Below are 14918 nucleotides of genomic sequence, written 5' to 3'. Positions count from 1 at the left end.
CCTAAATATCAATGTGACATTACTGGGACGAGTGTTTAGGATGACAACACTAGGGTCAATAGTTTGGCATATAGTTTATAGCGAAAAAATATAGCCAATTTGTTGACGATCAACCGCGTCAAAGTTGTGCCTCTAATATCTTGAAAGTACGTCCAGAGTGAGTTGGCGAAAAACGCCATCAGATTCATGGAAGTCAACTGAACGTGACACCCGGAGAGTCTTCAATGAGCAGTGTTGTTGCCATCGTCAAAAGCATTGTTGGTCAGGTTTTCGCGGTGTCCCCAGAGGGTATTCGACGCGTACTCGTTGAAGGCGACCGATTGTTTGTCGGCGATCAGGTAGACACGGGTGCCGCCGGCGCCGTTACGCTTGAACTGGCTGACGGCCGGACCCTGGACCTGGGCCGCGAAACGCAATGGAGTGCCGAAGACCCAGACTCCAGCGCAGCCCTGTCAGAAGCCACTGCACAAGCCGCGCCATCGGTTGAAGAACTGCAGCAAGCCATCGCTGCGGGTGCCGACCCGACCACTGAACTCGAAGCCACCGCCGCTGGCCCGACGGCTGCGGGCACGGGCGGTGCGGCAGGTGGCGGTCACAGCTTCGTGATGCTGGATGCCACCGCTGGCCGGGTCGACCCGACCATTGGTTTTCCGACTGCGGGCCTCAACACTGCGGCTCAGGCGGCACAGCTCACCACCGGTGGCCTGACGGCCGACACCAGCGCCAATGTGCAGCGCGATTCGACCCTGAGCCTCAGCGCCACGCCGACCATTACCGAAGCAGGCGGCGTACTGGTTTACACCGCGACTTTGAGCCAGGCACCGCTGACCGACCTGACCATCACCCTGTCCAATGGCTCGGTGATCGTGATCCAGGCTGGCCAGTTGACCGGCACCGTCAACGTCCCGCTCGCGCCAAACGACACTGTTTATAACGACTCGACCCAGATCAACGTGACCGTCACCGGCACCACGGGTGGCAACGGCATCACCGTCACCCCGCCGACGACCCCGGCCGTGACCCAGGTCACCGACACCGTCGACACGACCACGGTCACCTTGACCGCCGGCGCCAGCGTCACCGAAGGCGGCCAGATTACCTACACCGCCAACCTGAACAACCCGGCGCAGACACCGGTCACCATCACCCTGTCCAACGGTTCGACCATCACCATCGAGGCTGGCAAAACCACCGGCACGGTTGACGTGTCGACACCCGCCAACGACGTCTACAACAACGGCAGCACGGTCACCACCACCATTACCGGCGCCACCGGCGGCAATTTCGAGAACCTGGTGCCAAACCCGGCTCCGGCCGTGACCACCATTACCGACTCGCCGGACACCACCACCCTCACACTGACGGCGGGTTCGACGGTTACCGAAGGCGGCCAGATCACGTACACCGCCACCCTGAACAACCCGGCTCAGACGCCGGTCACGGTCACCCTGTCCAACGGCTCGACCATCACCATCGAAGCCGGCAAAACCACCGGTTCCGTGAACGTCGACACCGCTGCCAATGACGTTTATCAGAACGGCAGCACTGTCAGCACCACGATCACTGGCGCCACCGGCGGCAACTTCGAGAACCTGGTGCCGAGCACCACGCCCGCGGTCACCACCGTTACCGACTCGGTCGACAACACCGGCCTGAGCCTCAGCGCCACCGGCACTGTCGTCGAAGGCGGCCAAATCACTTACACCGCGACACTGACCAACCCGGCCGGCACACCGATGACCGTGACCTTGAGCAATGGCTCGGTCATTACCATCGAAGCGGGCAAGACCACTGGCAGCGTGATCGTCGATACCGCGGCGAATGACGTCTACAACAACGGCAGCACCGTCAGCACCACCATCACCGGGACCATTGGCGGCAATTTCGAGCAGCTGACCCCGAGCACCACGCCCGCGGTCACCACCATTACCGACTCGGTCGACAACACCGGCCTGAGCCTCACCGCCACCGGCACCGTCGTCGAAGGCGGCCAGATCACCTACACCGCCACGTTGACCAACCCGGCCGGCACGCCGATGACCGTGACCTTGAGCAATGGCTCGGTCATTACCATCGAAACGGGCAAGACCACTGGCAGCGTGATCGTCGATACCGCGGCGAATGACGTCTACAACAACGGCAGCACCGTCAGCACCACCATCACCGGGACCACCGGCGGCAATTTTGAGCAACTGACCCCGAGCACCGAGCCGGCGCTGACCACCATTACCGACTCGAAAGATGACACCGGCCTGAGCCTGTCGGCGTCCACCGAAGTGGCCGAGGGCGGTCAGATTCTGTACACCGCGACCCTGACCAATCCGGCTGGCACACCTGTCACCGTCACCCTTTCGAACGGCGAAGTGATCACCATCGCGGCTGGCGCGACTAGCGGTTCCGTCAGCGTTGCGGCGCCTGCCGATGACGTCTACAAAGATGCCGGCAAGGTCGAAGCAACCATCAAGGACGCCACTGGCGGCAACTTCGAGAACCTGGTGCCGAGCACTGTTCCGGCAGTGACTGACATTACCGACACCCTCGATACCTCGACCGTCAGCCTCACCGCGACTTCTTCCGTGGCTGAAGGCGGCACCGTGGTTTACACCGCGTCCGTCACTGCTCCGGTGACCGGTTCGCCGGTGGTTGTGAGCTTGTCCAACGGCCAGACCATCACCATTCCGGTCGGTTCGAGCTCCGGCAGCGTGAATTTCGTTGCGCCGAACGATGCCTTGGCTGGCGGCGCTTCGCTGAGCGTCAAAATCGACGACGCCAAGGGCGGCAACTACGAGAAGCTGGATGTTGACGGCAAGTCGGCGGATACCTCGGTTACCGATACGGCTGACATTACGACTCTTAGCCTGACAGCAACCGATTCGGTCGCTGAAGGCGGTTCCATCGTCTACACCGCCAACCTGACCAACGCTGCCGGCACGCCAGTAACCGTCACGTTGAGCAACGGTGCAGTGATCACCATCGCCGCCGGCGCCACCAGTGGTTCCGTGACCGTCAAGGCGCCAGCCGATGACGTGTACAAAGACGCCGGTAAAGTCGAAGTCACTGTCAAAGATGCAGCCGGCGGTAACTTTGAAAATCTGATCACCAGTCCGGCTGCTGCCGTGACTGACGTGACCGATACCGTGGACACATCGACCGTCAGTCTTACCGCGTCTTCGTCCGTGGTTGAAGGCGGCACCGTGGTTTACACCGCATCCGTGACCGCACCAGTGACGGGCTCGCCAGTTGTCGTGAACCTGTCCAATGGCCAGACCATCACCATCCCGGTCGGTTCGAGCAGTGCCAGCGTGAACTACGTCGCACCGAACGATGCCCTGGCTGGCGGCGGTTCCCTGAGCGTCAAGATCGACGACGCCCAGGGTGGCAATTACGAGAAGCTGGATGTCGATGGCAAGTCGGCCGACACCTCGGTCACTGATTCTGCTGACGCTACGACTTTGAGCCTGACAGCAACCGATTCGGTGGCTGAAGGCGGCTCCATTGTCTACACCGCCAACCTGACCAACGCCGCCGGCACGCCGGTCACCGTTACCCTGAGCAACGGCGCCGTAATCACCATCGCCGCCGGCGCCACCAGCGGTTCCGTCACCGTCAAGGCACCGGCCGATGACGTCTACAAAGACGCCGGTAAAGTCGAAGCGACCATCAAGGACGCGACTGGCGGCAACTTCGAAAACCTTGTGAAAGACCCGGCAGCTGCCGTGACTGACGTGACCGACACCGTCGACACCTCGACCGTCAGCCTGACCGCAACGTCTTCTGTCGCCGAAGGCGGGGCCGTGGTGTATACCGCATCCGTCACGGCTCCAGTGACCAGCTCGCCGGTCGTCGTGAGTTTGTCCAACGGCCAAACCATCACCATTCCGGTCGGTTCGAGCAGCGCCAGCGTGAACTTCGTCGCGCCGAACGATGCCCTCGCTGGCGGTGGCTCGCTGAGCGTCAAAATCGACGACGCCAAGGGCGGCAATTACGAGAAGCTGGACGTCGACGGCAAGTCGGCTGACACCTCGGTGACTGATTCCGCAGACACCACCACTCTGAGCCTGACAGCAACTGATTCGGTTGCTGAAGGCGGTTCGATCGTCTACACCGCCAACCTGACCAACGCCGCCGGCACACCGGTCACCGTCACCCTGAGCAACGGCGCCGTAATTACCATCGCCGCCGGCGCCACCAGCGGCTCCGTCACCGTCAAAGCCCCAGCCGATGACGTCTACAAAGACGCCGGTAAAGTCGAAGCGACCATCAAGGACACCACTGGCGGCAACTTCGAAAACCTTGTGAAAGACCCGGCAGCCGCCGTGACCAGCGTCACCGACACCCTCGACACCTCGACCGTCACGCTAACGGCCACAAGCACTGTGGCTGAAGGCGGCACTGTGGTTTACACCGCCTCGGTCGGCGCACCGGTCACCGGTTCGCCTGTGATCGTGACGCTGGCTAACGGTCAGTCCATCACCATCGCGGTCGGCGCTAGCAGCGGCACCGTCAACGCCGTGGTCTCCAACGATGTACTGAGCGGCCACGCGCCGGTGACCAATTCGATCACCAACGTCAGTGGCGGCAACTATGAAAACCTGGTTGCCAATAAAACCCCGGTCAGCACCAGCGTGACCGACACCGTCGACACCACCACTCTGTCGCTGACCGCCACTGGCAACGTCAACGAGGGTGGCTCGATCGTTTACACCGCGACCCTGACCAACCCGGCCGGCACGCCGGTCACTGTGACCCTGAGCAACGGTGCCGTGATCACCATTGCGGCCGGCAAAACCACCGGCACCGTGACCGTCGACGCACCGAAAGACGACGTCTACAAAGACGCCGGCAAAGTCGAAGTCACCATCAAAGACACCGCCGGCGGCAACTTTGAAAACCTGGTCACCAGCCCGAATCCGGCCGTGACCAACGTTGCCGACACCACAAACACCACACAGCTGACCCTCAGCGCCGACAAGTCCGTGCTCGAAGGTTCGCACATCACCTACACCGCGACCCTGAGCAACGCCGCGCAAACTCCGGTGACCGTCAAGCTGAGCAACGGTGAGACCATCACCATCGCGGCCGGCAAGACCAGCGGTTCGGTAACCATCGCGGCGCCGAGCGACGACGTCTATAAGGATGCCGGCAAGCTCACCGTCAAGATGACTGACGCCAGCGGCGGCAACTTCGAAAAACTCGACATCAGCAAGGCGTCCGTGAGCACCACCGTCAAAGACACGGTGGACACGACGTCCCTGTCTCTGTCGGCCAGCCACACCGTGAGCGAAGGTGGCCAGATCACCTACACCGCCACCTTGAGCAATCCGACGGACACAGCGATGACCGTGAAGTTGAGCAACGGCGCAGTGATCAACATCGCCGCCGGCGCCAGCAGCGGTTCGGTCAATTTCGCCGCACCGGCCAACACGCCGTACATCGACGGCGGCAAAGTTCAGGCGACGATCGCCAGCCAGAGCGGCGGCAACTTCGAAAAAGTCGTCACCGACCATTCTCCGGCGGTCACCACCGTTACCGATTCCGCCGACACCACCGGCCTGAGCCTGAGCGCCACCGGTTCGGTCGCCGAGGGCGGTTCGATCGTCTACACCGCGACGCTGACCAATGCTGCCGGCACCGCGATGACCGTGACGTTGAGCAACGGTGCGGTGATCAACATTGCCAAGGGCGCCACCACCGGTTCGGTGAACTTCGCCGCTCCGAAGGATGACGTCTACAAAGACGCGGGCAAAGTCGACGCCAGCATCACCAAGACGACCGGCGGCAACTTCGAAAACCTGGTCGCCGACAAGACGCCAGCAGTCACCGACGTGACTGACACCATCAACAACAGCACCGTATCCCTGACTGCCACGGCCAGCACGGTCGAAGGCGGCACGGTGGTTTACACCGCGTCGGTCAATGCACCAGTGACCGGTTCTCCGGTGGTGGTGGCGTTGTCCAACGGCCAGTTCATCACCATCCCGGTTGGCGCGAGTTCGAGTAGCGTGAACTTCGTTGCACCGAACGATGCCCTGGCCGGCGGCAGTTCGCTGAGCGTGAAAATCGACGGCACCACCGGCGGCAACTACGAAAACCTGGTGGCGAATCAAACCCCGGCGGTCACTTCGGTCACCGACGTCAAAGACACCACCACCCTGAGCCTGAGCGCTTCGGATTCGGTGGCTGAAGGCGGTTCGATTGTCTACACCGCGACCCTGACTAACGCTGCCGGCACGCCGGTCACCGTGAACCTGTCGAACGGCGCCGTGATTACCATCGCGGCCGGCGCGACTGTTGGCTCTGTGACGGTCAAGGCGCCTGCCGATGACGTCTACAAAGATGCCGGCAAGGTCGAAGCGACCATCAAAGACGCAAGTGGCGGCAACTTCGAAAACCTGGTGCCGAGCACTGTTCCGGCAGTGACTGACGTGACCGACACCGTCGATACCTCGACGGTCAGCCTGACCGCGACTTCCTCTGTCGCTGAAGGCGGCACCGTGGTTTACACCGCATCCGTCACCGCGCCAGTGACCGGCTCGCCGGTGGTCGTGAGCTTGTCCAACGGCCAGACCATCACCATTCCGGTCGGTTCGAGCAGCGCCAGCGTGAACTACGTTGCGCCGAACGATGCACTCGCTGGCGGTGGTTCTCTGAGCGTCAAGATCGACGACGCCCAGGGCGGCAACTACGAGAAGCTGGATGTCGATGGCAAGTCGGCGGACACCTCAGTGACCGACTCGGCGGACACCACCACTCTTAGCCTGACAGCAACCGATTCGGTCGCTGAAGGCGGTTCCATCGTCTACACCGCGACGCTGACCAACGCTGCCGGTACGCCGGTCACCGTGAACCTGTCGAACGGCGCCGTGATTACCATCGCCGCTGGCGCGACTGTCGGCTCCGTAACCGTCAAGGCTCCGGCCGATGACGTGTACAAAGACGCCGGCAAAGTTGAAGCGACCATCAAGGACGCCACTGGCGGCAACTTCGAAAACCTGGTGACCAGCCCGACGCCAGCCATCACTGAAGTGACTGACACGATCAATACATCGACGGTCAGTCTGACGGCAACGTCTGCCACCGCCGAAGGCGGCAACGTGGTGTACACCGCTTCCGTCACCGCGCCGGTCACTGGCAAGGATGTGGTTGTCACGTTGGTGAATGGTGAAAAAATCACCATTGCGGTCGGTGAAAGCAATGCTTCGATCACCGTTAAAGCGCCGAACGATGCGGTGGTCGGCCACGAACCGCTGACCAACGCCATTAAGGAAGTCACGGGCGGCAACTACGAGAACCTGGTCGCCGACCAGACCCCGACCTCGACCGCCATCAGCGACACAACGGACACCACCAAAGTGACCATGACCGCCAGCGACTACGTGGTCGAGGGCGGCACCATCACTTACACCGTCAACCTCAGCAATGCCGCCGGCACTGACATGACGGTCAAACTGAGCAACGGCGAGAACGTCGTGATCAAGGCCGGCGACAAGTCGGGCTTCATCACCATTCCGGCGCCAGCCGATGACGTCTACAAGGACGGCAGCAAGATCACCGTCGGCATCACCAGCACCGACGGCGGCAATTTCGAAAAACTCGATGTCAGCAAGACCACGCACACCACGACCGTCAACGACACCATCGACACCACCACGCTGAAACTCAGTGCCGATGTGAGCACCGTTGGCGAAGGTGGCCAGATCACCTACACCGCCACGCTGAGCCATCCGGCCGGCACGGCCATGACCGTGACCCTGAACAACGGTCTGGTGATTAACATCAAGGCCGGCGAGTCCAGCGGTTCGGCGCCGTATACCGTGCCGAATGACGTCTACACCGGCGCCTCGCCCGTCAGGGCAGCGATCGCAGACAGCGCTGGCGGCAATTTCGAAAAACTCGACACCGACCGCTCGGCCGTCGTGACCAAAGTGACCGACAGCGCGGACACCACTACGCTGAGCTTGAGCGCGACTGACTCGGTGGCTGAAGGTGGGTCGATCGTCTACACCGCGACCCTGACCAACGCAGCCGGCACGCCGGTCACCGTGAACCTGTCGAACGGCGCGGTGATCACCATCGCGGCCGGCGCGACTGCCGGCTCCGTGACCGTCAAGGCGCCTGCCGATGACGTCTACAAAGACGCCGGCAAAGTTGAAGCGACCATCAAGGATGCTACTGGCGGCAACTTCGAAAACCTGGTCAAAGACCCGGCGGCAGCGGTAACTGATGTCACCGATACCGTCGACACCTCGACGGTAAGCCTGACTGCCACGTCCGCTGTCGCAGAAGGCGGCACTGTGGTTTACACCGCGTCCGTCACCGCGCCAGTGACCGGTTCGCCAGTCGTCGTGAACTTGTCCAACGGCCAGACCATCACCATTCCGGTCGGTTCGAGCAGCGCCAGTGTGAACTACGTTGCGCCGAACGATGCCCTCGCTGGCGGTGGTTCCCTGAGCGTCAAGATCGACGACGCCCAGGGCGGCAACTACGAGAAGCTGGATGTCGATGGCAAGTCGGCGGACACCTCAGTGACCGACTCGGCGGACACCACCACTCTTAGCCTGACAGCAACCGATTCAGTCGCTGAAGGCGGCTCGATTGTCTACACCGCAAACCTGACCCACGCGGCTGGCACACCAGTCACCGTAAACCTGTCGAACGGCGCGGTGATCACCATCGCGGCTGGCGCCACCAGCGGCTCCGTGACCGTCAAGGCGCCTGCCGATGACGTCTACAAAGACGCCGGCAAAGTTGAAGCGACCATCAAGGATGCTACTGGCGGCAACTTCGAAAACCTGGTCAAAGACCCGTCGGCAGCGGTAACTGATGTCACCGATACCGTCGACACCTCGACGGTAAGCCTGACTGCCACGTCCGCTGTCGCAGAAGGCGGCACTGTGGTTTACACCGCGTCCGTCACCGCGCCAGTGACCGGTTCGCCAGTCGTCGTGAGCTTGTCCAACGGACAGACCATCACCATTCCGGTCGGTTCGAGCAGCGCCAGTGTGAACTACGTTGCGCCGAACGATGCCCTCGCTGGCGGTGGTTCGCTGAGCGTCAAGATCGACGACGCCCAGGGCGGCAACTACGAGAAGCTGGATGTCGATGGCAAGTCGGCGGACACCTCAGTGACCGACTCGGCGGACACCACCACTCTTAGCCTGACAGCAACCGATTCAGTCGCTGAAGGCGGCTCGATTGTCTACACCGCAAACCTGACCCACGCGGCTGGCACACCAGTCACCGTAAACCTGTCGAACGGCGCGGTGATCACCATCGCGGCTGGCGCCACCAGCGGTTCCGTGACGGTCAAGTCGCCTGCCGATGACGTGTACAAAGACGCCGGCAAAGTCGAAGCGACCATCAAGGACGCGACTGGCGGCAACTTTGAAAACCTGGTCAAAGACCCGGCGGCTGCGGTTACCGATGTGACCGACACCGTCGACACCTCGACCGTCAGCTTGACGGCCAATAGCAGCGTGGTCGAAGGCGGCACCGTGGTGTACACCGCGTCCGTCACGGCTCCAGTGACCGGTTCGCCGGTCGTCGTGAGCTTGTCCAACGGCCAGACCATCACCATCCCGGTCGGCGCCAGCTCTGCCAGCGTGAACTTTGTCGCACCGAACGATGCCTTGGCGGGCGGCAGTTCCCTGAGCGTCAAGATCGACGACGCCCAGGGCGGCAATTACGAGAAGCTGGACGTCGATGGCAAGTCGGCAAACACCTCGGTTACGGATACCGCAGACACCACCACCGTCAGCCTGAGCGCTACCAACTCGGTCGCTGAAGGCGGCTCGATCGTCTACACCGCCAACCTGACCCATGCGGCCGGCACTCCTGTGACCGTGACCCTGAGCAACGGCGCGACCATCACCATCGAAGCAGGCAAAACCACCGGCACCGTGACCGTTGATGCGCCAAAAGACGACGTCTACATCGACGCCGGCAAGGTCAGCACCACGATCACCAACGCGACCGGTGGCAACTTCGAAAACCTGGTGCCGAGCACGGTTCCAGCCGTGACCAACGTAACCGACACTATCGACACCTCGACGGTCAAACTCAGCGCTACCGGCACGGCGGCTGAAGGTGGCACCGTCACCTACACCGCCACTGTCGGTGCGCCGGTCACCGGCTCGCCCGTCACCGTATCGTTGGCCAACGGCCAGACGATCACCATCGATATCGGCAAAACCACTGGCTTCGTGACCACCCTCGCGCCAAACGACGCACTGAGCGGCCACACCCCTCTGACCAACTCGATCACCGACGTCAACGGCGGCAACTACGAAAATCTGGTGGCCGATAAGACCCCGGTCAGCACCACCGTGACCGACACCACCGACACGACCACTCTGTCGCTGAGTGCGAGCAACTCGGTGGCCGAAGGTGGCCAGATCATCTACACCGCCACCCTGACCAACGCTGCCGGCAGTCCGGTGACCGTGAACCTGAGCAATGGCGCGACCATCACCATCGACGCCGGAAAAACCACCGGCACCGTGAGCTTTGACGCGCCGAAAGACGACGTTTACAAAGACGCGGGCACGGTCCAGGCGACCATCAGCAACGCCACCGGTGGCAATTTCGAGAACCTGGTGAAAAGCCCGGCGGCTGCCGTCACCAACGTCACCGACACTCAAGACAGGACCGAAGTCAGCATCACCGGCAGCACCTCGGTGACCGAAGGCCAGACCGCCAGCTACACCGTCAGCCTGACGAGCCCGGCGCAGACCGAAGTCACCCTGAAGATCTCCTACAGCGGCACCGCCGCCGATGGTTCGGACTTCACCGGTGTGTACACCGTGAAAATCCCGGCGGGCGCCAGCACGGCGAATTTCAACGTCGCTACCCTGGACAACAGGATCACCGAAGGCACCGAAAACTTCGTGGTCAAGATCGACTCGGCCACCGGCGGCAACTTCGAGAACCTGGCGATCAGCGCGACCAACGGCAGCATCAGCACCTCGATCGTCGACAACGATGCACCGCCCGTGCTCGACCTGGATGCCAATAACTCCAGCGGCGCCACGGGTGCCAACTACAACGTGACCTTCACCGAAGGCACCACGGGCCAAGGCGTATCGATCGGCGACACCGACCTGAAAATCACCGACCCGGACAGCACCATGCTGACCGGCGCGACCATCGTGCTGACCAACCGTCAGGACGGCGATGCGCTGAACCTGGGCACCAGCGTCAACGGCATCACCATTAATGCCAACAGCACGAATGGCACGGTCACGCTGACCCTGTCGGGCAACGCGACGCTCGCCGACTACATGCAGCAGATCAAGAACATCAGCTTCACCAGCAGCAGTGAAAATCCGAGCAGCGTGCCGCGGATCATCACCGTGACCGTGACCGATGGCAGCAACTACTCCAACACCGCGACCACCACCGTCAACGTTGTGGCGGTGAACGATGCACCGACCGCCGCGCCGGTTAACGTCACCGGCACCGAAGACACCCCGCTGATCCTCGGCTGGTCGACCTTCGGCGTCAGCGATGTCGATAGCCCGGCCGCCAGCCTCGGGGTGAAAATCACCGGCCTGCCGGGCGAAGGCAAATTGCAGTACCTGAACGGCTCGACCTGGACTGACGTGACCACCAACCAGACCCTGTCCAAGGCCGACATCGACGCGGGTAAAGTGCGCTTCCTGCCGGATGCCAACGAATCCGGCGCCAATGGCTACGGCGGCAGCGGTGTGGGCAACAATCTGGCGGACTACGCGCAGATCAAGTTCCAGCCAACCGACGGTTCGCTGCTGGGCAACACCGGCACGATCAAAATTGACATCACACCGGTTGCCGACGCGCCATCCCTGAGCGTTGCGGACAACGGCGTCAAATCCACCGGGCTGATCAAGGAAGTCTGGACCGGCCTGTCGGGCCTCGGCACCGACGGCAGCGGCGCGGCGTCGAACACGCTGAAGTCAGTGATCGACGCAGCCGGTAAACCGAACAGCAGCACCACCGTGACCAACGTGCAGTCCGACGGCAGCGTGACCGCCGGCACCGCGTCGAAAACGTCCGGCCTGATCTACCTCGAAGCCGGCAAGACTTACAGCTTCAGCGGCACCGGCGATGACAGCCTGCTCGTGACCATCGGCGGCAAAACCGTGGCCAGCGCGCTCTGGGGCGCGGGCGGCAGTCTGAGCGGTTCGTTCACCCCGACCGCCAGCGGCTACTACACCCTGGATATCTACCACCACAACCAAAGCGGCCCGGGCAGCTATGACGTCAACCTGTCGGTCAACGGCGCTGCAGCGGTCGACCTGAGCAGCGCTGGCGTGCCGCTGTACACCGGCATTGCAGACCTGGCTGCCTCCGGCGTGACCGTCTCCGATTTGCACGGCACCAACGGCGAAGGCTACTACGACGGCTACAAGCTCAACGAAGCGGCCGAAGGCACCAGCGTTCACCTGTCTGCGATCAAGACTGCGCTCACGGACACCGACGGTTCCGAAAGCCTGGTCGTGAAGATCAGCGGCATCCCGGCGGGCTCCGTGCTCACCGACGGCGCCGGCCACACCTTCACCGCCAGCACCTCGTCGGGCGAAGCCAACGTCACCGGCTGGAGCCTCGGCACCCTGACCGTCACCCCGCCGCCGTACTACAACGGCCAGTTCAACCTGACCGTGACCTCGACCTCCACCGAGGTCCTGGGCGGCTCGGCGGCGAGCACCGCGACGATTCCGGTCACCGTTTACCCGGCGGTCTACAACGCCGTTACCGCCACGGCGGCCGATGACACCATCACAGGCACCGACGGCAACGACATCATGGTCGCCGACATTGGCGGGCTGACCGTGGTGCCAGGCACCAACTACAACATTGCGTTCATGGTCGACAGTTCGGGCAGCATGAGCGCGTCGTCGATCAACGCCGCCAAGGACTCGCTGACCGCGGTGTTCAACACCCTCAAGCAGAGCATGGGTGGCAACTCCGGCACCGTGAACATCTTCCTTGCGGACTTCGATAACCAGGTCAACAAGTCTGTCTCGGTGAACCTGAACGATCCGAATGCGCTGATCCTGCTCAAAGCCGTGCTTGATTCCATGGCATCCGGCGGCGGCACCAACTACGAGGACGTGTTCAAAACCACGGCGAACTGGTTCCAGAGTGCCGACGCCATCGCCAACACCGGGGCGAAGAACCTCACGTATTTCATCACCGACGGCAAGCCGACCTACTACCAGAGCGGTGAGCAGACCAACCCGACCCTGTTCGGCAACGTGAAGCTCGATGACGTCATCACCACCACCAATTACAAGTTGGGGCAGACCTACTCCGGTTACCTGGACAGCACTCACTACCTGACCATCGATAACTCCGGCACCGTCACGTTGCAGACGTACAAGAACTCGTGGGGCGGTTACTGGAGCAGTTCCGAACTGGGCACTATTCGCGCCGAGGGTAACGGCACGTACGAGCTGTCCTATCGCGACGGCAACGGCAGCAGCACCGGCTCCAGCGCCATCGACAACTCCACCGACAGCTTCGCGCTGCTGGGCAAGGTGTCGACGGTCGAAGCCATCGGCCTGAACAAAGACGTCACTCTCAGCGACCTCAAGCCGTACGACTCGGACAAGACGCCACAAACCAACATCGATCCGAAAGACCTGGCCAACTCGATCATCGGCCATACCGAAGCGACAATGCCGGGTGCCGACACGGTCAGCGGCGGCAATGGTAACGACCTCCTGTTCGGCGACCTGGTGAGCTTCAACGGCATCGCCGGCGAGGGTTACCAGGCGATGCAGGCGTTCGTCGCCAAAGAAACCGGCGTGGATGTCAGCAAAGTCACCACCAGCAACGTGCACCAGTTCATCACCGAGCACTACAGCGCATTCGACGTGTCCGGCGCCCATGACGGTAACGACACGCTGTTGGGCGGTGCGGGCAATGACATTCTCTTCGGCCAGGGCGGCAATGACCTGCTCGATGGCGGCAAGGGCAATGACATCCTGCTCGGTGGCTCGGGTAACGACTCGCTGATGGGCGGTCAGGGCAACGACATCCTGATTGGCGGCTCGGGTGCGGATACGTTTGTCTGGAAATCTGGCGACACCGGCACCGACGTGATCAAGGACTTCAAGGCCAGCGAAGGTGACCGCATTGACCTGCGCGATCTGCTGCAAGGCGAAACCGGCAGCACCATCGACAACTTCCTGAAGATCAGCACTGTGGACGGCGTGTCGTCGTTGCAAGTCAGTTCCGGCGGCAAGTTCAACTCGGGCGATGCGGCCGCCGCAACGCCGGACGTGACGATCAAACTGGAAGGCAACAACTGGTCCAGCGCCAACATTCACACGTTGATCGCCGGCAGTGACCCGACCATCAAAGTCGACCACAACAACAGCTGATCCAACAAAAAACGGCCGCCCTTATGGGGCGGCCGTTGTGTTTGTGCCCATCCCCCGGTGACGATTTCGTCGCCGCACCGCATACTCGTGCCCAGTTGGCCTATGCTGCTGACAGCATGACGCTGGTTCATTTCTGAGGGATGCTCAATGTTCTACGTGCAACGCGATGCGCAAGGTCAGTTAGTGCGCGTGGAAGCCGCGGCATACGCCGAGGCCACGGAAACGCTGCCGGCTGACAATCACGAGATTCAGGCCTGGTATGCCAACGAAGTGATGGAAACCAGCCTCAAACAACTCAAGCAGAGCGACCTGGAAATGATCCGGGTACTCGACGACTTGATTCAGGTGCTGACCAGCAAAGGCGTGATCCGCGTCACCGACCTGCCGGCCGCAGCCCAGGCCAAACTGATGGACCGGACCCAGGCCCGTGAGGCGTTGGGTGGGTTGAGTCATTTGATTGATGATGATGAGACGGGGTTGATTTAACTCCACACGCCGATCGTTCCCACGCTCTGCGTGGGAATGCCTCTAGGGACGCTCCGCGTTCCGGCC

General features: G+C 62.0%; 2 protein-coding genes. Both read left to right on the top strand.

Annotated features, from left to right (window positions below; all coding sequences use genetic code 11):
* The first annotated feature begins 224 nt into the window (after window positions 1–224).
* Window positions 225–14366 carry a retention module-containing protein gene (locus ACA072_RS00680; RefSeq protein WP_497622448.1) on the top strand — a complete coding sequence of 4714 codons (14142 nt, stop codon included), beginning with the start codon at window positions 225–227 and terminating at the stop codon, window positions 14364–14366.
* 147 nt (window positions 14367–14513) lie between these two features.
* Window positions 14514–14852, top strand: a complete 339-nt coding sequence (locus tag ACA072_RS00675; protein WP_054050336.1) for a hypothetical protein — start codon at window positions 14514–14516, stop codon at window positions 14850–14852.
* Window positions 14853–14918 lie beyond the last annotated feature (66 nt).

Source organism: Pseudomonas sp. LBUM1656, from assembly GCF_059716065.1.
Note: the sequence above shows the minus strand (reverse complement) of the source record. Positions and strands in the feature narration are given on the sequence as shown.